The organism is Rhizobium sp. SJZ105 (assembly GCF_007828365.1).
In the GTDB taxonomy this organism is placed as follows: domain Bacteria; phylum Pseudomonadota; class Alphaproteobacteria; order Rhizobiales; family Rhizobiaceae; genus Agrobacterium; species Agrobacterium tumefaciens.
The window spans coordinates 21,528-45,448 of record NZ_VIUP01000009.1 but is presented as its reverse complement, the minus strand read 5'-3'; the positions used below and the strand labels follow the sequence as shown (position 1 = coordinate 45,448).

Annotated in this window: 19 protein-coding genes and 2 pseudogenes; 10 read left to right on the top strand and 11 right to left on the bottom strand. The window is 57.0% G+C overall.

The annotated features are described in order from the left end of the window. The 5 genes from FB593_RS21455 to FB593_RS21435 form a co-directional block, all read right to left on the bottom strand. A complete protein-coding gene (locus FB593_RS21455; RefSeq protein ID WP_003492168.1) occupies window positions 1-831 on the bottom strand; it encodes a carbohydrate ABC transporter permease in 831 nt (276 codons plus the stop codon). 10 nt (window positions 832-841) lie between these two features. Beyond that, window positions 842-1,768 carry a carbohydrate ABC transporter permease gene (locus FB593_RS21450; RefSeq protein ID WP_013637453.1) on the bottom strand — a complete coding sequence of 309 codons (927 nt, stop codon included), beginning with the start codon at window positions 1,766-1,768 and terminating at the stop codon, window positions 842-844. A gap of 67 nt (window positions 1,769-1,835) precedes the next feature. Next, window positions 1,836-3,107: an ABC transporter substrate-binding protein gene (locus FB593_RS21445; protein WP_145166926.1), complete on the bottom strand. Its 1,272-nt coding sequence runs from the start codon at window positions 3,105-3,107 to the stop codon at window positions 1,836-1,838. Window positions 3,108-3,131: 24 nt separating this feature from the next. Then, on the bottom strand, window positions 3,132-4,298 hold the full coding sequence (locus FB593_RS21440) for a mandelate racemase/muconate lactonizing enzyme family protein (RefSeq protein ID WP_025591558.1): 1,167 nt from the start codon (window positions 4,296-4,298) through the stop codon (window positions 3,132-3,134). Further along, window positions 4,295-5,203 (bottom strand): dihydrodipicolinate synthase family protein, encoded by a 909-nt coding sequence (locus FB593_RS21435; protein WP_003517164.1) that lies wholly within the window; start codon window positions 5,201-5,203, stop codon window positions 4,295-4,297. The genes FB593_RS21440 and FB593_RS21435 overlap by 4 nt, the downstream gene beginning before the upstream one ends. A gap of 115 nt (window positions 5,204-5,318) precedes the next feature. Here FB593_RS21435 and FB593_RS21430 point away from each other — a divergent pair, with 115 nt between their 5' ends. The 3 genes and pseudogenes from FB593_RS21430 to FB593_RS27870 form a co-directional block, all read left to right on the top strand. Further along, a complete protein-coding gene (locus FB593_RS21430; protein WP_145166925.1) occupies window positions 5,319-6,230 on the top strand; it encodes a 2-dehydro-3-deoxygalactonokinase in 912 nt (303 codons plus the stop codon). Window positions 6,231-6,296: 66 nt separating this feature from the next. After that, the gene (locus tag FB593_RS21425) at window positions 6,297-6,923 is read left to right on the top strand and encodes a GDSL-type esterase/lipase family protein (RefSeq protein WP_145166924.1); all 627 of its coding nucleotides are present in this window, start codon (window positions 6,297-6,299) and stop codon (window positions 6,921-6,923) included. Between the two features lie 237 nt (window positions 6,924-7,160). Continuing rightward, window positions 7,161-7,268: pseudogene (locus tag FB593_RS27870) on the top strand (IS630 family transposase); the annotation flags it as partial. A 183-nt stretch (window positions 7,269-7,451) separates the two neighbouring features. Here FB593_RS27870 and FB593_RS21420 read toward each other — a convergent pair. Continuing rightward, window positions 7,452-7,871, bottom strand: a complete 420-nt coding sequence (locus FB593_RS21420) for a DUF4112 domain-containing protein (protein WP_003517171.1) — start codon at window positions 7,869-7,871, stop codon at window positions 7,452-7,454. 433 nt (window positions 7,872-8,304) lie between these two features. Between FB593_RS21420 and FB593_RS21415 the strand changes: the two genes are divergently transcribed. Further along, on the top strand, window positions 8,305-10,209 hold the full coding sequence (locus FB593_RS21415) for an AI-2E family transporter (protein ID WP_321186299.1): 1,905 nt from the start codon (window positions 8,305-8,307) through the stop codon (window positions 10,207-10,209). A gap of 266 nt (window positions 10,210-10,475) precedes the next feature. On the opposite strand, the gene FB593_RS21410 is transcribed toward FB593_RS21415, so the two are convergent. From FB593_RS21410 to FB593_RS21395, 4 genes are read right to left on the bottom strand one after another with little or no spacing between them, the layout of a single operon-like run. After that, window positions 10,476-11,288, bottom strand: a complete 813-nt coding sequence (locus tag FB593_RS21410) for an inositol monophosphatase family protein (RefSeq protein ID WP_145166922.1) — start codon at window positions 11,286-11,288, stop codon at window positions 10,476-10,478. A gap of 1 nt (window position 11,289) precedes the next feature. Next, window positions 11,290-12,351, bottom strand: coding sequence for an ABC transporter ATP-binding protein (locus FB593_RS21405; RefSeq protein WP_145166921.1), 1,062 nt, complete (start codon window positions 12,349-12,351; stop codon window positions 11,290-11,292). After that, entirely contained in the window at window positions 12,344-14,350 is a 2,007-nt protein-coding gene (locus FB593_RS21400) for an ABC transporter permease (RefSeq protein ID WP_145166920.1), read from the bottom strand. Before FB593_RS21400 ends, FB593_RS21405 begins: the two co-directional genes overlap by 8 nt. Then, on the bottom strand, window positions 14,347-15,306 hold the full coding sequence (locus FB593_RS21395; RefSeq protein ID WP_145166919.1) for an extracellular solute-binding protein: 960 nt from the start codon (window positions 15,304-15,306) through the stop codon (window positions 14,347-14,349). The genes FB593_RS21400 and FB593_RS21395 overlap by 4 nt, the downstream gene beginning before the upstream one ends. 212 nt (window positions 15,307-15,518) lie before the next feature. Here FB593_RS21395 and FB593_RS21390 point away from each other — a divergent pair, with 212 nt between their 5' ends. The 3 genes from FB593_RS21390 to FB593_RS21380 are packed head-to-tail and all read left to right on the top strand — an operon-like array spanning window position 15,519 to window position 18,592. Continuing rightward, the gene (locus FB593_RS21390; RefSeq protein ID WP_145166918.1) at window positions 15,519-16,769 is read left to right on the top strand and encodes an ROK family protein; all 1,251 of its coding nucleotides are present in this window, start codon (window positions 15,519-15,521) and stop codon (window positions 16,767-16,769) included. A gap of 31 nt (window positions 16,770-16,800) precedes the next feature. After that, the gene (locus FB593_RS21385; RefSeq protein WP_112681656.1) at window positions 16,801-17,961 is read left to right on the top strand and encodes a Gfo/Idh/MocA family protein; all 1,161 of its coding nucleotides are present in this window, start codon (window positions 16,801-16,803) and stop codon (window positions 17,959-17,961) included. After that, window positions 17,927-18,592 carry a GNAT family N-acetyltransferase gene (locus FB593_RS21380; RefSeq protein WP_145166917.1) on the top strand — a complete coding sequence of 222 codons (666 nt, stop codon included), beginning with the start codon at window positions 17,927-17,929 and terminating at the stop codon, window positions 18,590-18,592. The genes FB593_RS21385 and FB593_RS21380 overlap by 35 nt, the downstream gene beginning before the upstream one ends. 516 nt (window positions 18,593-19,108) lie before the next feature. On the opposite strand, the pseudogene FB593_RS21375 reads toward FB593_RS21380, so the two are convergent. Beyond that, window positions 19,109-19,316, bottom strand: a pseudogene (locus FB593_RS21375) (IS110 family transposase); the annotation flags it as partial. Window positions 19,317-19,928: 612 nt separating this feature from the next. Here FB593_RS21375 and nhaA point away from each other — a divergent pair. From nhaA to FB593_RS21355, 3 genes are all read left to right on the top strand, one after another. Next, a complete protein-coding gene (gene nhaA / locus FB593_RS21365) occupies window positions 19,929-21,134 on the top strand; it encodes a Na+/H+ antiporter NhaA (protein WP_186447947.1) in 1,206 nt (401 codons plus the stop codon). Window positions 21,135-21,860: 726 nt separating this feature from the next. Next, entirely contained in the window at window positions 21,861-23,258 is a 1,398-nt protein-coding gene (locus FB593_RS21360; protein ID WP_019565761.1) for a cache domain-containing protein, read from the top strand. Continuing rightward, the gene (locus FB593_RS21355; protein WP_019565760.1) at window positions 23,255-23,887 is read left to right on the top strand and encodes a response regulator; all 633 of its coding nucleotides are present in this window, start codon (window positions 23,255-23,257) and stop codon (window positions 23,885-23,887) included. The genes FB593_RS21360 and FB593_RS21355 overlap by 4 nt, the downstream gene beginning before the upstream one ends. Window positions 23,888-23,921: the final 34 nt, after the last annotated feature.

Here is a 23,921-nt window from a genome sequence, read left to right as displayed (position 1 = left end):
TTATTTCTCCGCGCCAGCGGTCAAACCGCCGACCAAATAACGTTCAAGGAACAGATAGATTGCGATGATCGGCAGCGCGATGAACACCGATGCGGCGGAGATGTCGTTCCAATAGGTGACATATTCGCCCTGCATCGTGGTGATGCCGAGATTGGCGGTCCAGTTGTCCGGCGAGTTGACCAGAAAGGTGCGCGCATAGGCGTAATCGGCCCAACTGAGCACAAAGGCGTAAAGCGCGGTGGCAGCAAGCCCCGGTGTTGCGATGGGAAGCACGACACGCACCATGGCGCCGATCGGCGAGCAGCCGTCGACCATGGCAGCCTGTTCCAGTTCCTTGGGGATCGTGTCGAAATAACCCTTCAGCATCCAGGTCGCGAAGGGAATGATCATGGTCGAATGTGCAAGCACAAGCGTCCATAGGCTGCCGATCAGACCGAAGCTCGAAAAGATCGAAAACAGCGGGATGACGAGTAGCGTGGCGGGCAGCATCTTGGCTGTGAGAACGAACATTCCCATGGTAGCGCCGCCCCGCATCGAATAGCGGGACAGGGCGTAACCGGCGCTGACCGAAACCAGCATCGACAGCGCAACCGAGCCGACTGCGGCAAGCATCGAATTCCACAGCCACAGAAGGATCGGTTTTGCCGCCCAGACACGGGCAAAAATGTCCCATTGCGGATCGTCCGGCCAGAAAGTCGGTGGCAGGCGGTAGAGTTCGTCGGTGGTGGAAAGGGCGGTAACCAGCAGCCAGTAGACCGGGAACAGGATCATCACCAGCGTAAAGATCACCGTCGCGTAGAGGGCAAGGCTCTGTGCAAAGCTACGTTTCATCAAAGCCTCCTCAGTAGATTGATTTCGAGCGCCGGCCGAGCATAAGCAGGCTGGCAATGATGCAGATCACCAGCGTCAGCACGCCGACGGCGGCGGCGCGACCGAAGTTGTGATACTGGAAGGCCTGATCATAGGTCATGATCGACAGCGTCTGGGTTGAACGCAGCGGGCCGCCGCCGGTCAGAACCTTGATGATGGAAAAGTCGCGGAACACCCAAAGCAGGGTCAGCACCAGCGTGACCCCGAGAACCGGCATCAGCAACGGCATGGTGATCCAGCGGAAACGCTGCCAGACACTGGCGCCATCCACCTTGGCAGCGGCGTAATAATCGGTGGGAATGGACTGCAGACCGGCCAGACACATGATCGACACGAAAGGAAAGCCCTTCCACACCATGGTGATGGCAACGGCCCAGAAGGCGGCCGTGGAACTGCTGACCCAGGGGATCATCTGGTCGGTGAAACCGAGCTTGATCGCCAGCCAACCGAACAGGCCGAAGGACGTGTCGAACATCCATGCAAAGATGACGACCGCGATGATTTCCGGCACCGCCCAGGGCAGCGCCATTCCCAGCCGCGCGACGGTGCGGCCCTTGAAGCGATTATTGGCCAGAAGCGCCGTGCTGAGGCCGACTGCGACGCTGCCGGCGGTTACGACGATGACCAGCTTTAGCGTCACCCAGCAGGCCAGCCAGAATTCCGGCGAGGAGAACAACCATGTGTAATTGCTCAGCGAAAACGGCCTGCTGGCACCGCCAAGCCGTGGTATCTTGACCTGCTGGAACGACAGGTCGATGGCCAAAACGAGCGGCCAGACGATGATGGCGGCAACCATCAGGACTGCGGGCGCGATCAGAATATAGCCGAGGAGATGTTGCCGGCTGGGGCGCGCAAGATCGAAGAACTTGCGACGCCCAGCCCGAACGGGTTCGGTCATGGATGGTCCTCCTGCCGGATGCGGATGATGGCCATGGCCCTTTCCGGGCCATGGCAAGACAACGGGATCAACCCTTGATGGCTTCGGCCTTTGCCTGCATGGTTTTCGCCACCGCCGCCGGATCGAGATCCTGAATGATCATCCGCTGGCTTTCTTCCATCACCATCTTGCTGAACTCGTTGTAGAAGAGCTCAAGTCCGGTCGGAATGCGGTCGATCCCCGCCTCGGACGCGGCCTTCATCGTCTCGATCAGCACCGGAAAATGCGGGATGGTCTTTTCGACACCCGAGACGTCGGCGGTCGGGCTTGGCGGGGTGTTGCCGCCAAGGGTGGCATAGCTGCGCTGGAATTCCGGTGACATCGTCAGCTTGATGAAATCCCAGACCAATGCCTTCTGGTCGTCGGGAATATCGGCCGGCATGGCGAGTACATTGGACGAACCGCCAAGCGGCGGATGAAGCGGCGGTGCGGCGTAAATGATGTCAGTCTTGGCCGAACCTTTTTCGGTGGTGCCGTAAAGCCAGGGGCCGTCCAGCCGCATGGCCATCTTGCCATCGGCAAACAGCTTGCGCACGTCGCTGGCGCTCATGTCGACCGGGCTGATCCCGCTCTTCATCACGGTTTTCCAGCGTGAAAGACCCTCCACCATCTGCGGCGTATCGATGGTGATATTGCCGTCCTTGTCGGTCCAGTAGGCGCCAGCGTCGAGGATGTAGTTCAGCATCTCCGTCAGATATTGACCCGGACCGCCTTTCGTTTCATGGCCTGTGCCGAACTGGTCGATAATGCCGTCGCCGTTCAGATCCTTGGTCGTCGCCTTCGCAGCGGCCAGAAACTCGTCATAGGTCTTCGGAACCGCGACGCCCGCTTCTTCGAGAAGCTTCTTGTTGTAGGCCATCACGAAACCGAAATAGTTGGTCATGATGCAGACGGTTTCGCCATTCCATTCGCATTTCTGCTGGCCGGCCCAGCCCGTCATGTCGATGCCGTCCTTCTTCAGCCAGGGGTCGAGCGGCTCGAGCCAGCCGCTATCGGCAAACATTTGAAATTCGAACGACGCCAGATGCACGATCTGCGGCGGCTGGTTGGCCGCAAAAAGCGTCGTCATCGTGTCGGCATAGGAGCTGCGCTCGGCCTTGGTGAATTCGATTTTCACGCCCGGATGCTGTTTTTCGAAGGCGGCAATGGCCGAATGCCACCATTCGCCTGTGCCGGCATCGTCCGTCTGCCAGGAAATGAATTTCAGAACGGTATCGGCCTTGGCCGGGGCAAGGCTGCCCATTGCCATCAAAACGGCGGTCGCGGTGCCGAGCGCCAATCGGTTTATTGTTTTGTTCATGGCTTCCTCCTCCAAAAAACCAGTTCAGATACGTTCAATCAGACCGAGTGCCGCCTCCGACGGCCTTACCCCAAGTCCGGGTCCGGACGGCAGGTGATACCTGCCCTCCCGGCAATCCATGTCGCCTTCCAGCAGGTGACGGTTCGGCTCGAAGATCGAATGCTGGAATTCGTGACCTTTGAGCGTTGACAATGTCGACGACGCCTGCAGGCTGGCGGCAAGAAATATGCCGGCGCCAACGGTGGCGTGCGGGATGACATCGATGCCGTGCTCGGAAGCAAGAGCACCGATACGGATGAAATTGGTGATGCCCTTATGGCCCATTTCCGGCTGCACGATCGCAATGCGGCAGCGCTCGACGCGGGCGCGCATATCCCAATGGGTGCGCCATTCCTCACCAACTGCAATCGGCACTTCGGTGTTCTTCGAAACCTTCTCCAGACCGGCAATGTCCTCCGTCCAGACCGGAGCCTCGGCGAACCACGGGTCGAAGGGCTGCATTTCGGCAATCAGTTCCAGCGCCCGTTCCGGCGTTTGGTTCCAGTGCATGTCGGCGGCAATCTTTGCATCGGGTCCAAGCACCTTCCGGAGATTCGCCATTTCGGCCGCCGGGCCATCGTCTGCCACCGGCGTTGCGAACTTGAAGGCGTTGAAACCGCGGTCCTGCCAGTATTTCGCCAGTTCCCCGCGGGCCTTGAGCGTCTTTTCAGGCAGGCCTGAAACATAGGCCGGAAACGTATCCACGCCGCCGCCGAGCAGGTCGCGAACGGACTTGCCGGCTTCCTGTCCGGCAATATCCCATAGCGCAATATCGAGCGCGGCGAGCGCATCCACGTAGAAGCCACCGGTATAACCGCGCACCCGCATCATGTCGTAAAGGTCGTCATAGATCGCCGAAGGGTCCGAAGCATCGCGGCCGATCACGAAACCGGCGAGAAGATCGTTGATGAGAGCGGCGACCGCACCGGGGGCGACGATACCGTAGGTCTCACCCCAGCCCACGACGCCGGCCTCGGTCGTCATGCGCACCAGAACGCTGCGGTCGAAGGTCGGGTAAACCGTGCGATTTCCCTTGCGTACGATATAGCCGTTGGGATTGACCACCTCACCTTCACGCAAGGCGCCGAGATAAGGCACTTTGCGCGGCTGCGTCAGGGTGAAGACTTCGACGCTTGCGATGGGGCTGTTCATGCGGCCTCCACGGCAACGAGGCCTAGTTCGACCAGATTGGCGTCGATATCGGCAATGGCCGCCGCATCAAGCTCGGGTGTCGGCGCACGCACACCGACGCCTTCGATCACGCCGCGGCGGGCCAGCACATATTTGGTCAGCCGCATGCGATAGACCGCCTGCAGCACCAGAAGAGGCAGGGTGCGGACATAGATTCGACGAGCCTCCTCCTGCCGCCCGGCAACAAGCGCCCGATCGATGGCAACATGTTCCTCGGCGATCTCCAGCGCCGGCATTGCCGCCGTAGCACCTCGGGCATATTCGTCGAGAATGTAACGCGCGCCGCCCCCGCCGATGACGCCCTTCAGTGTCGAAGGCGCATGGGCGACGATGTGGCTGATGGCTGGGCCGGCAGGAAGCGTCTCTTCCTTGACATAGGTCACCTGCGGCAACGCCCGCACGATCTCCACGATCGCCTGCGGCGAAAGGTCGGAGCCGCGCGGCGCGGGGGCATTCTGCAGAATGATTTCAACTTCGGGCAACGCCTCGACGATCCTGCCCAGGAATTCGATCAGCGCCGGCGCATCCGTGCCGACCGACTTGGGCACCTGCACCATCAGGTGGCGGATGCCAAGCGCCGATGCCGCCCGCCCGTGCTCAACCACATCACGCCAGTCGGCCGCACTTGCCCCGGCCACGACCGGCACCCGCCCGGCCACCACATCCACGACAATTTTCAGCAACGCCGCACGCTCGGCGGCGTTCAAAGTCTCCACCTCGCTGGCGAAACCGGGAAACACGACACCATCGACGCCCTTGTCGAGCGCAAAGACCACCAGTCGCTTCATACCCGCTTCGTCAATGCCGCCATCAGCCAGAAACGGCGTAGGCAGAACAGGTAAAATCCCCTTAAGGCCAGCCACCATCTTTCTCCTCCCGATTAAGTATCATATTTTGATACCTTGAATTCACTAATTGACACTATATAGACTTGCGACCTATGACAAGCCCCAAGATGAAATGAACGAGGAGGTTCAAGACATGGCAGCACCGGCGACATCGATCATCGTTGATTGGGGAACGACATCACTGAGGGCAGCGCTCGTTGATGAAGGCGGCGAAGAACTCGATCATCTTGAAACCGCCGACGGTATTTCGAGCCTTGGCAAGGGTGAGCACGAGGCGGCGCTGATGGATGCACTCGCACCCTGGTTCTCAAGCCATGGGGCCTTGCCCGTCGCCGCACTCGGAATGATCACCAGCCGCAACGGCTGGGTCGAGGTCGCTTATGTGCCGTGCCCGGCCGGCCCGGCGGAACTTGCCGCCGGCACGGTGCGCAGTTCGCTGCCGAACGGGTCCGATCTCGTCTTCCTGCCCGGTCTGACCGACCCCGCCCGCCAGCCCTTCCCGGACGTGATGCGCGGTGAAGAAACCCAGATCGTCGGCCACGGCCTAGGCGAAGACGCCACCTTGATCATCCCTGGAACACACAGCAAATGGGCGCGGGTGAAGGCGAAACGGATCGATGGCTTCCAGACATTCGTCACTGGTGAAATCTTCAACCTGCTTATCAATCACTCCTTCATCGCGCGCGGTTCCACGCAGCCGCCGGTCGATGATCAGGAGGCCTATCGCTGGGGTCTGACAGAGGCAAAACGATCCGCCGCCATGCTGTCGCTGCTGTTTTCGGCGCGAACCGGCGGGCTTGCGGGCCGGCTTTCGCCGGATCAGTTGCGATCCTATGTGCGAGGACTGGTCATCGGGCAGGAGTTTCGGCAAGCCCGCGAGGCCGGATGGTATGCGGAAGGAGACGAGGCAGCTATCGTCGGCAATGACGGGCTGAACGATCTCTATCTGGCTGCCGCAGATGTGTTCGGGCTCAAGACATCCATGGGTGCGGATGACGCCCTCACAAAAGGCGCTCTGACTGTCCTGCGGCAAGCGCTTTTATAACCCTTGCCGATCGCCGGTTGCCGAAATGGCGGCATCCGGCTTTCAAGACAATCTTTAGGACCAATCATGTACGACTTCCCAGCCAATATCGGCACCAGCCGTCACGAAAACGATATCATTGCCGTTCTGGCCCGCATTCAGCGCATCGGCCTTCCAGACAATCCGATCGCCTTTTATGGCTCATCCTCGTTTCGAATCTGGAGCTCCATCACCGAGGATCTCGGCTCGCTGGATATCGTCAATCTGGGATTTGGCGGTGGCACTTACCTCTCTGCCAGCCACTACCTCGACCGGCTCCTGGCTCCCTTGAAGCCAAGTAGAGTGGTGCTTTATTTCGGCGAAAACGATATTGCCAGCGACGGCCTCAAGGCGCAGACGACGCTTGCGCACCTGCGGGATTTGCGCGATCGCATCTCTCGAGCGCTACCGCAGGCGGACGTCTTTGTTCTGGCGATCAAGCCCAGTCCGGCGCGCTGGATATACCGCCACGAATTCGATCTTTTCAACCAGACGGCGCGCGACTGGTGCAACGGCCGCGAACACACGACATGGCTTGATCCGAACGCCGGCCTCATTGGCGAAAATGGCCTGCCGATGTTCCGTTATTATTTACCCGATCTGGTTCACCTGAATGCGGCAGGCTACGCGGTCTGGTCGGAAGCGCTTAGAAAAAAGTTAGGTCTGTTGAACTGAGACAAGGGGTATCTTTATCTTTAGCTCTTGAAAGGAGCCGAACTGTCCCCAGCATTGTTCACAGGCTGATTTCCATTGGATTTATAGAGCACGTCCGTTGAACGCGGAATCGCGTTTAGGCCCCCTTACTGGCGGAATTCTAATTCCATCGCTCCGATTGGTGATTTGGTCGCGGGCAACATGCCCTGAGCTTTCAACGATGTGCGTAGCCGCGTTCTAGCTGCGTCACGGGATGGCATGTCGACGCGCTCAGCAGCGTCCAGATTTAGGATTGGTGTTTTGACAGCCATCGCGTGGATTGCGAGCGCGCAGGAAAGCCGGCTGACCCCGGCGAAACAGGGACGACTCCGTCCGCCAGGGTGGCCTCTATCCGGCACTCAAGGATCTTAGTTGAGCCTACCCGCCCTAAGGCGACAGCCAACAATGTGCACAGGCTGAAAGACGCAGTCTCGACCACCGACGAGGAACGGTACACCTCGACTGCGATTCCAGAACCGCCGCCAGGATTTTTCGGGCCATCGTCGAGGCTTATTTGCGCTTCCGTCGCAACTCGTCGCCATGGATGCCAAAGTGCTGGATGATCATATCGACATTACGGCGGTGCGATTTGAAATAAATATCGAACAGATCACCGAAGACAGGAACACTGCCCACAAGAGCATCCATGGCGATGTTGCCAACCATTCGCGCAAGCTTTTCCTGCGGCACACCAAGGCGGCGCGCTTCATTGACGATATACAGGCCGACAATTGCGCCCGCACCATCACCAATCAGTGGCAGCAAACCCATGATGGAATCTGCACCAAAACGGATTCCCGTGCCAGGAATGCGGATCGCTGTGTCCATCATACGAGCGATGCCCGACAGCCGCCGCAGACGGCGGAGCCGCTCAGCACTATCCACGAAGTCGTCCGATGTGCCGTGGGCGTTCCACGTTCTCGCTGTCATACAATCGTGCTCCATAAAAGAGATATGCCTCAGCCTAATATGAATGGGGATGTGGAGAGTTGCGTTCAAGAGCGTTGCGTAAGCTATCTGCATCCATTGCAACCGAACCAGTTACGCTCAATCTCTCGGTCCTGCCTATGTGACAGCACCAATCGCCCTGCATCGCTCAGGACCTACACCCCTTTTTCGATTCCGATAGGCCACAGTAATTTTTAAGAAATATTTTCCCTTACATTGGCGCTACTACAGGACTGCTAGGTCGAGAGAAAGATGTGAGGCACGCCCTTGCATCTTTAACGTCTTTCGCGAGTTAAAGCTGATCTTCATAAAGCAGATGCGGACATGGCACATATTTTTTGAGTTCATCGGTGCATCTAAAGGCGGACTGCTGATGGACACTGGCGCTTTAACAACAAACGACATCGGAAAACTTATGGCCGTTTCTCATCAAGGTCCGCTGGCTAATACCAGGCTTTCTGGACGAACGATTCTCATTCTGATTGGCGTCGCGGTCATCCTGCACGTGGGTCAGGAAATCTTCGTGCCATTAGCCTTGGCTCTCCTCCTGACATTCACTCTGGCACCTATTGTCTCCTTTCTCCGAAAACACTCTGTGCCCAAGATTGCCGCCGTTATTTTGGCGGTCGCCTCAGCCTTCATGGCAATTGCGCTGTTCAGTTTCGTCGTCGCCACGCAGGTGACAAATCTTGCCGAAAACATCCCGACATATCAGCGCAATATCGTCACCAAGGTTCAGGCGCTCAGCCAAGCCGGATCAGGCAATGGTGTGCTCGAACATCTGAGCAAGGTTGTCGAGCGTGTCGGCGCCGAGTTGCAGACACGCGCCGTCGAAAGTCAGGACGAGCAGTCGACCGCACCAACCATGCGAGAGCCGATGCTCGTTGAGATCGTCACGCGATCCCATCCGGTCGAAACACTTGGCAATTTCATTCTTCCGCTTATCAGCCCGTTTGCAACGGCAGGTTTGGTCATCGTTCTTGTGATTTTCATGTTGATCGAGCGTGAGGACCTTCGCGACAGGTTCATCAGGCTGGTTGGACTTGGTGACCTGCATCGCACGACGGCAGCGCTGCAGGACGCTGGAAAACGGGTTGGGAAATACCTTCTGATGCAATTGGTGGTAAATGCCCTTTACGCCTTTCCCATCACCATTGGGCTTTGGGTGCTTGGCATTCCGAACGCGATCCTGTGGGGTCTGCTGACGCTGGTTCTGCGTTTCGTGCCCTATATTGGTCCCGTTATCGGAATGGTATTGCCGCTGTTCCTCGCCCTTGCAACATCTCCCGGCTGGTCGTTGGTCGCGTGGGTCGCGGCACTTTTCATCATCACCGAACTGATCAGCAATAACGTCGTTGAGCCTTGGCTCTATGGTAGCCACACCGGCTTGTCTCCGATGGCGATCATTATCTCCGCAATCTTTTGGTCCTGGCTTTGGGGACCGCTGGGGTTAATGCTGTCGACACCTCTCACGGTGTGTCTGGTCGTTCTTGGCAGATATGTCCCCGAGTTTAGTTTTCTGGATGTTCTGCTCGGAAATGAACCAGTCCTCCAACCGCAGGAAAAGCTTTACCAGCGGCTGCTCTCCGGCGACCCCAACGAAGCGACTGACAACGCCGAAGAGTTTCTCGAAGAGGAATATCTCATCGACTACTACGAAAAAGTTGGTCTTCCTGCCTTGATCCTGGGCGAAGCGGACCGCCAGCGCGGCGTGATGACAGAGGCTCAGATCGCGCTTCTTGCCTCCAGCGCCCATGCCCTCATTGAAAATCTTGCAGAGATTGCGAGCGAAGAGGAAAACGAGGGAATGTCGGAAGACGAACAGACTTCAGCGCCAGAGACCAAAGAAACAATCGCGCTACCGGACGGTAAAGGCAGATCCATTCTATCCCTGGGAGGCCGAGGGGCCATGGACGATGCAGCGTCTGCGATGTTATCGCAAGTTCTCTTGGTTCAGGGTGCGCAGATCAGACAAGCAGACTATACAGTGATTGAAGGGCGAGATTTAAAGGCTCTGGTGGCTGACGATATCGACACCGTTGTCGTTACGTTTCTCAATGAGAACTCGAAATCGCACGCGCGACAGATCGTGCGTCGTTTGAAGCGTGTAAGACCTTCTCTTCGTGTCGGCATTTTGTTGCCGATGGGAGAAAGCGGGCGCGAAGCGCCAATCGACCCACAAGACATAAGCGCCGACTTCGTTGCCGCTTCGCTGACGCAGGCCGTCTTGTCGGCCCTGAGCGACACAGGCCCTGTGGCCTTGAAAAGCCCCGTGAGAAAAGTGGCGCGCCAGCGCCGGGTGCAGCCGGTGGCTGCCTGAACGCAGCCACGAGAAGTCTGTCGATGTTACCAAGGGGCACGCATCTCGTCTCCTGGATCATAACGCATAGGACCACCCGAAAGCTTCAGCGCCTAGACTTGCACACGCTCATCACCGCACAAACCTGCATTCTGGAAAAAGCACGATGCATCGATACAAAGATTGAAAACGTTACGCGTCTCTAGGTATCTACGGCGAACTAAGAGCAGTCAGGTCTAAAGCTTGACAGTTGCGACATCAAAAGCGGCTTGCGGTTGTGAGACCTTTCAGCTTGGAGTCTCCGCTTGCTGAAACTTGGATTTGAGCCACTGATGTATGGATGACGTTCCCGCCAACAGTGAACCGCCGTCTTCTACAACACCGCCATTGAGGGAGGTAACAAGCGCTCCGGCTTCCTGGGCAATAATCTTGCCAGCCGCGTAGTCGTAATGGCTAAGGCCGTCTTCAAAATAGCCATTTAACCTGCCCGCGCCAACATATGCGAGATCAAGTGCGGCCGAGCCGAGTCTGCGGATGCCTGCCGTCTCGTTGGTGATGGTATCCAGGGCCCGGAAGAAAGCACTGCGGTCCATCGACTTCAACTGTCCGTGGATCGGCATAGATAGAGATATGATGGATTCTTCGGGCTTTTTCTCTTCCAACCGTGTCAGTTCCTTACCGTTCATCTGGGCACCCTGCCCTCGAACTGCCGTGAACATCTCGTCCCGCAATGGGTCAAGGACGACGCCCAGTATTTCGCCATCGTCGTCGCAAAGAGCGATGCTGACAGCAAAATAGGGAATGCCCCAAATGAAGTTGCTGGTTCCGTCGAGCGGGTCTACCACCCAGCGGGGTCGTGCGTCTGGCTTGCGCGTACCGGTTTCTTCACCCACGAAACCGTAGCGATCACCTGCCCTTGCCAGAACTGCGGCAATAGCCTCCTCGGCAGCAAGATCGGCCTTGGACGCATAATCACCCAAAGCTTTTCGTTGAACACTATCGCGGGACATGGCGCCGAAACGCGTCTTCAGTTCAGCGCCTCCGGCAAGTGCGGCGGACAATGCAAGCTGCATCAGTTCGTCAAGCGACAGGTCCGCCATCTCATACTCCCGATGGTAGAAAAGTTATCGTCTCGAAATCCACACCGACGCGCGAGTCGAGATCGAGTGCGTGTCGTGTTTCCACCGAGATGGTCGCACCGTTCTCCAGTCGAAGGCTCTGCGTCCAGGCCTTGCCCATGAAGCGGCGATCTTTCACCGTTGCATTGACGAGAGCGCTGCCTTTTTCGCGGGTCATTACCTGTTCGGGACGCACGACAAGTGTGCCCTTACCGCGGTGGCCGCTTCCTGTGATAGGAAGTCTCGATCCGTCAGCCATCTGGAAGCCGGCCTCATCAAATTCGCCCTCCAGAAAGTTTGCGCTGCCGACGAACTCGGCAACGAAGCGGTTCGCCGGTCGCGAATAAATTGTTTCGGGATCTGCAAGCTGCTGCACGATTCCATTCTGCATCACGGCGATCCGGTCCGACATCTCGAGGGCTTCTTCCTGATCATGCGTCACATAGATTGCTGTCAGACCGAGTCTCTTCTGCAGACTGCGCAGTTCATGGCGAAGAGCCACGCGAAGACGCGCATCAAGGTTGGACATGGGCTCGTCCATGAGAAGCAGCGGCGGGTTGATGACGAGTGCACGCGCCAGCGCGATGCGCTGCTGCATACCCCCACTCATTTCTGCGGGATAGCGCTTCTCGACGCCGTGAAGCTCGACCTGGGCCAGTGCGGCCCGAACCCTTTCAGCAACTTCATTCTTCTGAACCTTACGCAGTTTGAGCCCGTAAGCGACATTGTCGAACACGGTCTGATTTGGCCATAGCGCATAGTTCTGAAAGACGAAGCCGATATTTCTGTCCCAGGCGGCGAGCGAGGTCACGTTCTGCCCGTTGAACAGGATTTTTCCGCCATCGATTGGGTGGAAGCCTGCAATGGCGCGCAAAAGTGTCGTCTTGCCGCAACCGGACGGCCCTAGCAGCGTGAAGAATTCGCCGGGCCTGATCGTGAGGCTGATGTCTTTCAGAACTGCATGATTGCCAAAGGTCTTGGAGACGGCGTCGATGACGACCTCGCAGCCTTGGGTTGGAGTTTTGGAAGATGAGGTTTCAACCACCGGAATTTCCTCGAATTTGGCCGTAGCGGACAATGAAATAGAGAGGGATGTAAATGATCAGCATCAGCAGGATGGTCTGTGCTGCGGAGACACCGAAATCGGCATCGACCAGCGTGTTTTCGAAGATCACGGCTGTCATCGGCTTCCACGGCGGACGATAGAGAACGATGGTAGACGACAGCTCCGTGACGATGTGAAGGAAGGTGAGCGTTGCACCGGTTACCGCACCCGCCAGAACCAGAGGTGCCGTTATGGTGAAGAACACCCTGAATGGACGCGCTCCAAGACTGATTGCGGCCTCTTCGAGAGCCGGGTGAACGCGCCTCAGGGCCGCCTCCGACGCCTTCACCGTAAAAGGCAGGTTTCGAATGAGATAGGCAAGGAGAAGGATGAACCAGGTGCCGGTCAGTTGTAGCGGCGCCTTGTTGAACATCATGATGAGACCGATACCGAGCACCGTGCCAGGAATGACGTAGGGCATCATGACAGTGAGGCTGAGAACGGGGGCGATGATCCGGTAGCGCTTGCGTATAATCACATATGCAATCCCCAACCCGATTGCTGTTGCCGCCAGCGTTCCGGCAATACCAAGCGACAAGGTCACCCAAGCCGGCCCCATGCCGGTGCGCCACATAGTGGCGTAGTTTTCCAGCGTAAAGTTCGCCCTGGGTAGGCCGACCCGCCATTCCATGAAGCTGGAAACCAGCACCGTCAGGTGGGGCGTGAATGCCATGAGAAGGGCAATGATGACCGCGCCAAGCACTGTGACATGAGCAAGAGGCGATAGCGGCTTGCGTTCCAGCGCCCGCGACGACACCACGGCAAAACCGCGTCGCGCCAAATAGATTTGCTGCGCCATGAGGAACAGGCTCGAGATGGTGATGAGCACAATCGATCCTGTGGCCGCAAGCGCCGGATTGCGTCCTGCCTCACTCAGGAAGGACGTATAGATCAGAACCGGCAGTGCGTTGACATCGAGGCCAATGATGCGCGGCGTTCCGAAGTCAGACAGGGCTGCCATCGTTGCCAGATAGAGACCGGTGATGATGCCGGGGAGTGCCAGCGGAATTTCGACCGTCATGCGCACACGAGGCGGCTTGGCACCAAGGCTTTCCGCTGCCTCGATATGGCCAGCGTCCAAACTCTGAAACGAGCTGTGACTGAGCAGAAAGATGATTGGAAAGACCAGCCAGGTGATGACCCAAATGACGCCATGCAAGCCGACAATCGAGACATCGAGGCCGAGATAGTTGGTCAGAACGCCGTTTCGTCCCAGAAGCAAGCGCCAGGCGTATGCCCCCAGAAATGGTGGAGACACGGACGCCATAGTGACAAGAAAGACGATAGCAGTGCTGCCCGCGACCCGGTAACGTGCGATAAGATAAGCCAGCGATACGCCGATCAAAGCGGCAAGTCCGGTGGACGTCAACGCGATCAGCAGGCTGTTTACCGTGGCGGAAAGGGTTTCCGAGCGTGTAAAGAAATCGGTATAGTGGACAGCAGAGAGCGACAGCGATTTGTTTTCGAAGGTGATGTAGGCGTTCGCGGCATGTGAGAGCAGGACGGCGTTGAGCGACTGCGCCTTGATATCTAAAGGCGCTGGTGCAGTTGTCGCGAATAGCCCCCGGGGCGCCTGCTGCGAAAGCGTGAACCGAGCCGAGCCCAGATCGAGTTCAAGTAAACCTGCCTCGTCCTTACCAACCGAAATCGGCTCTTGCGAAGAGAGGCGCAGCGTTCGGTCATCCTGGACGTCTACAGTCAGACTGTCAGTCGAACTCAGCGTTATCGCAACGCCGTCAGAAAGTTTAGCAACGCTGTATCGGGCGGTCATTTCCGGGACGAATTGCAAGCCGTCTTTATTATGCAGAAGAGTAAAACGGCCGCCCTCCTCCAGGAGGGAGGCGGCCATGAGGCGAACCTGCGGGACAACAATCGTCAGGCCGCAGAGCACGAGCGCGACGATTGAAAATATCAGCCAATTGTCGCGCAGCACCTTCATTTTCCGCGAAGCTCCTGAAAGCGAGCCACGACCACAGGGCGCGGATCGACAGCGGATACGATCGTGAGCGTAGCCATGTCAGGCAGAGCGGCGGGAGGCGTTACATCCTTGCGTGCCGAGCGTCGAACGGTGGCGTCGCGAACAATTTCATGCGCCGTCTTGCTGCCGAGGAAATCGATGAAGCTCTTGGCGTCTTCGATGTGCTGCGCGCCCTTGACGATTGCTTGCGCATCGATCTGGCCGGTAACCGCATCGGTCGGATAGACGATTTCGATCGGCAGACCTTGAGCCTTCCACTTGGCACCCAGATCCTCGTTAATCCAGCCAACTGCTGCTTCACCGTCGCGTACGGCGTTGAAGGCATCATCGGAACCGGGAGCAATGCGAGCACCCTTGGCCATTTGACCGACGAAATCCCAACCGAAATTGCCAGCAAGAGCGGAAAGAATGACATAGCCGGTGCCGGATTTTGCAGGGTCTGGAATAATCAGGCCACCGTTCTTTGCGAAGTCCTGTGAGACGAGATCTTTCTGCGTCCTGGGTATGGAGCCGGCCTCGACGCGTTTGGTGCTGACGACCAGCGGCTGCAGCAGCACCGTGAACGGATGCCAGATGTGATTGGGATCGTTAGTCACCATGTCGGCGTCGGACTTGCTTTCGAACGATTGGAAGAGCGCTGCATTCTCTTCGAAGGTCTGCGTCGGTCCGCCCCACATGACGTCTGCCGAGGAATTGCCACCTTCTGCGCGCAGGCGCTCGATCAGCTCGCCAGTACCGCCGCGCACGACGGTCACCTTCACATCCGGATTTTCCTTGGCAAAAGCATCGAGGATGGGGGCAGATGTCGCCTCCCCATGAGCGGTGTAGACCACCAGTTCTCCGGCATTCACAACACTGATGATCGACGCCGACGCTAACGCGCCCGCTATTATACGCCGCAAGGTCCATTTCAGCATGACTATGTTCCCTTTTTAAAGTCACTGAGAAGAAGGCGACCCTATTAATCCATTTACCAGATTAAAAATCAAGCCGCCTTTTCTGCGGAATTACGGTCCTTGCGTTACAGTATTATGACTGAAGGCTAAGATTATCTGCATTGCGAACTGCTTGACGCCCATAGGCTGGACTGATAAATTCCATTTAATTTATTAAATAGGAATTGGCCCCGATGAGCTTGATGGGCAGCAATCACACATATTCCGGCCGCTACAACCGTCGCCTCGTTTTCGATCTTATCCGATCTGGCAATGGCATAAGCCGGCGTGACCTTGTTGATGTGACAGGCTTGAAGCCGCAGACCATGTCCAATATCTGCAAGGACCTGATAGACCGTTCAGTGGTTGTGGAAACCATCCAACAAGAGGGCGCGCGCGGTGCGCCGCAAAAGAAGATGTGGGTCAGGGCCGAGGCCGGTTGCTGCCTGGGTATTCACGTGGATCGCGACGGGCTTCTGGGCATCGTCTGCGATCTGGCGGGGCAGGAGTTGGGTCGCGAAACCGCCTCCGCATCGCTCGAAGATCCATCCGACACCATCCGTGCCATTGCCGATATGACGCAGCGTCTGCGGTCGGTTACCGTGGATCGTCCCGCCTGGGGCATCGGCATCGCGATGCCCACATTGCAGGAGGCGGAATTCGAACATCCCGTCGGTCCGCCGGGTTGGGATGCGTGGAGCCGTATGCCGGTGGCAGAAGCCATCGAAGAGGCATGTGGCCTCCCCACCATCGTCGAGAATGACGCCACAGCCGCAGCAGTTGCCGAACTGAGGGTGGGAAGTGCCGGAGGACTGAGCCACTACGTCCATATTTTCGTCGGGCACGGACTTGGGGCAGGCATTATCAATGACAGCATGCCGCTCCAGGGATTTTGGAACAATGCCGGAGAAATCGGTCTCCTGACATGGCCGGCGGAACTTGCCAATCCAGATGCGGGGAAACAGACACCGTTTTCGATCGACGAGCTCGCAGCGATGCTGTCGTGCGAAAGCAGGGAGATTGCGCGGCCTGGGGCATTGGAGAAACTTTACGCTCAACGCGACAGTGTTCTGATGCGATGGCTCGATCTCAATTCAAAGCGCCTGCGGTTGCTGGTGTCGCTGCTTGAAAACATCATGGACCCGCAGACCATCGTGGTTGGAGGGCACTTTCCACCAGCGCTCATCAATTCCCTGATCGACCGGGCCTATCCCCTTTTGCCGTCAGTCAGCGCCCGAAGCCACCGCGAAATTCCCCGGCTGTGTGCTGGCGCTCTAGGGCCGGAGGCCGCCGCGATCGGCGCTGCCATGCTACCTGTGATTGCCCATGGCAGCCCAGACTTCAGGCGCCTCTCATCCATGCGCGGACGCAGCCAGACGATTGATTTCGAAAGACGCTTCGATCGGGTCGCAGGCGCGCCAACGGATGACGACACGTCATCTTGATTTACATAACTCTTGCCGACAGGACTAAAACATGAAAATCGCAATTGCCGGGCTCGGCTTTCGGCTTGCCAATGTCATTGCCTCCTTCCGCAAGGCCTGCCCTGAACTGGAAATTGTCGGCTTGATGGACCCGCAGCCTGCTGGCCTTCCAGCCATTCAGTCGGCAGGCATGGCGGCGCCGCGACGTTTCGAAACCATCGAGGCTATGCTGACGCAGACGAAGCCGGATCTTCTTATGGTCGGCTCGCCCAATCTTTTCCATCTGGAACATATCACCGCGGGATTGCGCGCAGGCGTGCGGGTTTTCACGGAGAAACCGGTGGTGATCGACGAAAACCAGACAATGACGATGGCGCGTCTGCTTGCCGAATATGGCGATGAAAGCGTTATGGTGGGGCTCGTTCTGCGGTACTCTGACCTTTATCGGGATCTGCGCGCGGCGCAGACGCAAGGTCAAATCGGCGCCATCACGTCGATTGAGGCATCCGAGCATATCGCACCCTACCACGGAGCGTTCTTCATGCGGGACTGGCGACGGCATACGCGCTATGCCGGGCCATTTATCTTGGAGAAATGCTGCCACGATCTCGACCTCTATGGGAGCGTTGTTGGGCAGCGGGCGATGGCCGTTGCCAGCTTCGGCGGCCGAAAGTCGTTTATCGCGGAAAACAAGCCGGATCAGTTCTCCGCGTTTCAACAGCGGGAATTCTATAAAAAGCCGAGCGGCTGGCTAGAGGGTGGCGCGGTGTTTGAGAGTGACGGCGATATTATCGACTATCAGACCGCGATTATCGAATATAATGGCGGGGCGACGATGACGTTTCATACCAATCTCAACGTTCCAGATCAGTTCCGCCGCTTCTGCGTGATCGGTAGCAAGGGAATGGCCGAGGGCGATTTCATCCGCAATCGCTTCGAGGTGCACTCTGCAATAACAGGCGAAAAGCTAGTCGAGCGGCGTTACGAGGGGCACGAAAGCGATCACTATGGCGCAGATGATCAGATGGCCTCGGATATCTACAGGCATCTGACCGAGGCCTCTCCGCTGCCCGTCAATATCGTCTCAGCCTTGGAAGCGGGGCTCGTGGCAATCAAGATTGATGAGGCACGCCGGGTCCGGCGCACCATCGAGCTTGCTGAAACCTGGCAGCGCTTCGATGACGCGCTTCGCACCCCGCATGTGGCTGCCTGAGGCCACGATTATGACCATGCCAGAGTCTCTATCCTCCGTAATCATCCGCAACGCCCGACCGTCCGATGAGACGGCGATCCTCGACATATGTGTGCGCACTTCAGATCGAGGCAAAGACGGATCACAATACTACTCTGACCCGAGACTTCCCGGACTTTTATGGGCGCTGCCCTATGTCCGCTTCTGCGCAGAAACTGCATTCGTGCTGACGAAGGATGACGTCGTCATGGGCTACTGTGTCGCCGCACCCGATACGATTGCCTATGAAAATTGGCTCAAGGCCGTATGGTGGCCGTCCTTGCAGGAAGAGCTCCGCGATTTCGAAACGCGGACAGTAGAGGATGAGAACGTTCTTTCCTATATTCGAAGTGCAAGAAAGACCCCGGCTGAGGTCACGCGGCCCTACCCCGCCCATCTGCATATCAATCTTCTGCCTGAGATCCAAAATGGCGGCCATGGGTCGTCGCTACTGCGACATCAACTGGATTCTTTGACGAGGTCTGACGTAAGAGGCGTCCATCTAGGCGTTAATCAGTATAACGAAAAGGTCGTAGCATTTTACGCCAAATTCGGCTTTGTGGAAATTGACCGGACACCATCGATCGTGATGGCGAAGCGACTGATTGAATAAAATGCTTAAAGCGCGTCGCGATTTCTAAAGTCGCTCTTCAAGCTGCAGCGCCTTTTGCTTTCACTTGTCGAAGCCCGAGGATAACCAAAACTTTTTCAGAAAAGACTTTCATGACGAAGCTGGCTTTTATAGTCCACTCCGTTTTGCGACAAAGTGTCTTTTCGCCTTGAAGGCAGTCGAGCCGTCAAACTCGCTATTCAAAAATCGGCCAGTTGATAGGATACGAACGCCGCTCATCCTGGCATCAACGGTGTATTAAAGTTAGAGGACTGAACTGATGGGGTTGTCTAATCGCAGCTGGGGCGTCAAGATTGAATTTGTCTGAAGATCGCTGCCGGGTGCATGGTAGTCTTCGCGGTCGACATCAGTCGCCGCATGATGTTGCCACGCAGCACGAGCCTTCGATGTGGACGACGCATTCAGCTGCGAAAGCGATGCAACCCCATCAACGGAATGGCACGGCTCACGTCCCGGCAGGGCCGCTTCAAGCGCTCAGTTATTGAGCGCTATCAGGTACTATTTGGTCATGCCCGCAGTCGGATTGAAGAACTCTCCGGTTTTCAGCATGGTGACAGCTAGCTTCCGCGCGACAGCCACGGCAGCTCTTTTAAAAGCTGATCCCCTCTCGCAGTTGAAGCCCCCGTGTTCGCAATGAACTCTGTTTGGAACTGCGCGTGAGAACGACCGAAGCCGCTTCGTATAATAGCCCGCGCAAATGGCGGTCTCTGAACCGCACCGGGTTTGCCGAAGGCTCCAACTTCTGAGAAAGTGGAGCCTCTGGCAAATCCGGCGCGGTTCACAGGAGGTCGGTTCCGAGTTTTTGAGAGCTGTCGTTCTGGCACATCTTCTCTCGTCTCGCTGCATAAGTGGATACAGGGGCCGACTCATCAATCGGAAGGCTCACGATCAACAGTCAGATCTGACAAGCTCTGCCGAAATATTGGATGGGAATAGATGGGGAAATGGAATTTCTAAAGACGGCGACTGTCCGGATCACGCCCGAAATCCTGTCTCTAGTCGCTGAAATTGACGAATTCAAAGGTGCTCGGCGTGCGGTCGGCCAGATCGCGCCTGAGCGGTTGTCCAGCTTGAGACACGGCGTCGATGCCACCCAACACCACACAACTTGGCAATTCCGTTGAAAAGCCCGAATGACAATCAGTGAGCCGTAAGATCGCGCAAACGATGCGGTTTTTTGATTACGGCCTCGGTTTTTGTGGAAACCTTATCAGAGGTTTAGTATAAAGCTGGCCTACAGCGCGTGCTGCGTGCGCTGCGGGTTCCCCCGAAATCCACGGAGACTAAGATCAACTTCCAGCTAAGGGAGCGTGAACCTGTGTCTTCGACATCAAATCCAGGTCGCATTAATTCCACACTTCGCAAGTTTCTCGACAATGAGGCCTCAGGTGGCCTTGTTCTTATGGCCGTCGCGCTTTTGGCGATCATCACGGCCAACTCACCTTTGGCTGAGGATTACTTCCATATCTTGTACGTCTACATCGGGCCTCTCAACCTCCAGCACTGGATCAACGACGCCCTGATGGCTGTGTTTTTCCTGATGGTTGGACTCGAGATCAAACGTGAAATGCTGGACGGCCAACTCTCCACCTGGAGCCGCAGGGTCCTGCCCGGTGCTGCCGCTGCAGGCGGCATGCTGATTCCGGCGCTCTTCTATGTTCTTTTAAACCGCGACAACCCGGCAGGACTTCAGGGATGGGCGATCCCAACCGCGACCGACATTGCATTCGCTCTCGGTGTCCTCTCACTGTTCGGATCACGTGTTCCGGCGTCGCTGAAGATTTTCCTTGCGGCGCTTGCTATCATTGACGACCTCGGAGCGGTCATCGTTATTGCTCTGTTCTACACGGCAGATCTGAACCTTACTGCTCTCATTGGCGCTGCTCTCGTTTGGGGTAATCTCTTCATTTTCAACAAGATGAAGGTGAAGGTACTGTGGCCGTATCTGGTGGTGGGAGCTGTACTTTGGGTGCTCGTCTTTGCCTCAGGCGTTCATGCGACGCTTGCTGGCGTCATGCTGGCATTGACGATCCCTTTGAAGCTTACCCCTGGCACGCCAGAAGCAGCGCCAGAAGAATCCCCACTCCATCGCCTTGAGCATGCGCTGCACAAGCCTGTTGCGTTCATCATCGTGCCGATCTTCGGCTTCGCTAATGCTGGCGTTTCGCTCTCCGGCCTTAGCTTGTCGGTATTCAGCGAGCCTCTGACAATGGGAGTTGCAGGTGGTCTCGTGCTCGGCAAGCTGGTCGGAGTACTTGGCGTCGTCACATTACTGGTCAAGCTTGGGCTTGCACAACTTCCTGCGCAGGCGAGCTGGGGTCAGGTTACGGGCACTGCTCTTTTGTGCGGTATTGGCTTCACGATGTCTTTGTTTATTGGCTTGCTCGCCTTCAACGATCCCTCTGTTCAGGATCACGTGAAGATCGGCATCCTGATGGGATCACTTGTCTCAGGTGTCGCCGGGGCGATTATTCTCACTCTATCGAGCAGGCGTCAACCGGCTGAAAACCTGCTGAGTTGCTAGACAATCAAGTGACGGCTTAACGGAAATATTACCTGCGTCTCGGGCCTCTGACCCGAAAAGGGTCAAGCCGGCATTGAGCGCCGAGATCGAATTTCGCGCCTCAACTGCTTACGGCAAACTGAAGCGTACCTCCTGCAAAGGCTTGCAGGAGGCGCCGGACAATGCCGATTTTTGCAGGCTGAATTAGCGATAAGGTCCGAGCAGGCTTAACAAGCTTTATTTGGTCGCAACGGCGCAAGTGCTTGTCTGGCGTGCTGCCTGTTTCGTGGACACTGGAATTAAGGTGTTTCTAACGGAGTTGGAGCCCACGAATACAATGAAAAAATTCAGTCGCGGCACGCGCCCGGGAAGGCGATCATGACGCGTCCAGGACCGGCAACAGTCGGGCAAGGACAGTCCGATCAAGCGCGGTCAAGATCGTCGCTGCCGGCCGTTTGGCAGGCAGATCTCGAGCAACCTGTTGCCTTCACGCAGCGGCGGTGACGCCATCTCGAAAGCTGCCACAGGCGGTGGCCGGTTGACCCGGAACCACCTGAAATATCTGATAGGTCAATATATCGGCTCATTTCGATGATTGTGACCTTACATCAGAGTTGACAATAGGCTGACGTCCTTCACGTGCCCAGTGCTATGCTCTATCCCTGCAATCACCTCCGACATGCTCGACTTGCCGTGCGAACTATTGTTAGGTGATGGTGCGTCAGAGCGAATGTGTCGGAGGGCCGCATGAGACTCAGAAACCAGATCCTTGCGCTGGCCATAGGGCCTCTAGTGCTTGCGATCATCATCATCACGGCACTCATAACATGGCAGTCAATGACGCTGGCGCGCACGAGTATCGACGCGTTTGAACGAAACATGCTTGCTGCTAAGGAGGCGGAACTCCTCAACCTCACCAATCTTGCCCTATCTGCTATCCGCTCCGTTTATGACAAGGCCGGGCCTGGTGACGACGCAGCAAAGGAAGAGGTCAAGCGCATTCTGATGGACCTTGACTACGGCACGGACGGCTATTTTTTCGTCTATGATTATGACGGGTTGAACGTCGTTCATCCGCGGCAAAATTTCCGTCCGGGTAATAATTGGCTGGATCTTTATGATCCTGACGGCAATCGGGTCATCTACGACCTGATCCTCAAGGCAAAAGAAGGCGGGGGGCTTGTTCAGTACAAGTGGGAGAAACCGTCGACCCGGAAAACGGCCGACAAGCTGTCCTTTGCGGCCGGTCTCGACAAGTGGCGCTGGATGATCGGGACAGGAGTTTATCTGGATGACGTTTTTGCAGCGACCGCGGCGGCCAAGGAAGAATTGCGCCATTCCATCACCTGGAATTTTCTGATCGTTGCGCTGTTTGCAGTTCCTGCCGTGCTGTTGGTGTTTGCCACCTGCATGCTGCTCAATCTGCGCCAGCAGAGGATGGCGGATGGTCGGCTCAAGGAATTGATGCAGCGGGTGATTGATACACAGGAGGAGGAGCGCCTGCGCATTGCCCGGGAATTGCATGACGGCATCTCTCAAAATCTTGTCGGCGTGCGTTTCGCAATCGATCTTGCACGGCGCAAGGTGACGCCGGACAATGTCGGTGCTGTAGAGGCTATCGGCAAAGGGGCCGCCGCACTGACCGAGGCGATCAAGGAGGTCCGTCGTATTTCACACGACCTGCGCCCACGTGTTCTCGATGACCTGGGATTGACCGCGGCTTTAGAAGCACTGATTTCAAGCTTTTCCGAACGCACCGGTATCGCGGCAACGCTGGAATCGGTGGCCTTCAAGCACATGCTAGTTCCGGAAGCCCGTGTCGCCCTTTATCGTGTCGCGCAGGAGGCGCTGACCAATATTGAGCGTCATTCGAATGCGACGCGGGTCACCATCAGGTTCTCCAGCCGGGATGAACGCGTGCAGATGATCGTCAGCGACAATGGCCGCGGATTTCCGGCCACCCGCGAAGAGAGCGAAATGGCGACCGACAAGGGGCTTGGCTTGCGAAACATGCAGGAACGCATGACCCATTTCGGGGGCAGGCTTGATGTGGAAAGCTCTGCCAAGGGAACGGTTCTGCGAGCGGTCCTGCCCATGACGGCTATGAAGGACCGCGGCCACCGTGTGCAGGAGGCTGCGGAATGAACGATCATCCTATCCGGGTTCTTCTTGTCGACAACCATCCTCTCATCCTCGACGGGTTGAAGGCGGTGCTCGAAACGTACGAGCACATCACTGTCGTTGGAACCGCAGTGTCTGCCGTGGCGGGTATTGACGCGGCTGTGGCCACGCAACCCCATGTGGTGCTGATGGACATCAACATGCCCCAGATCAATGGCATCGATGCACTCGAACTGTTCAAGGAGAAACAGCTTTCAGCGCGGGTGCTGATGCTGTCGATGCATGATAGCCGGGAATATATTTCGACCTCGGTGATGTATGGTGCCGCCGGCTATATCCTGAAAGATGTGGCTACCGAGGAAATAGTGGCAGCCATCGGCACCGTTGCGGCGGGTGGCACCTATTTCTCGTCAGGAGTCCGGGACGTGCTGATGGAGAGCGCCACTGGCAGGTTGAAGGAACTCACCACCCGCGAGCAGGACGTTCTGCTACTGATTGCAAGGGGAAAAAGCAACCGCGACGCCGCTGTGGCGCTGGATATCGCCGAGAGCACGATGGAAACCCATCGCAAGAACATCAAGCGGAAACTGGATATTGCGACGACCGCCGGTCTTATTCGCTATGCGATAGACCACGGGCTCATCAAGGAATAGCGCGATGGGATCGAGGCCCCGCGAATGTTGTCAC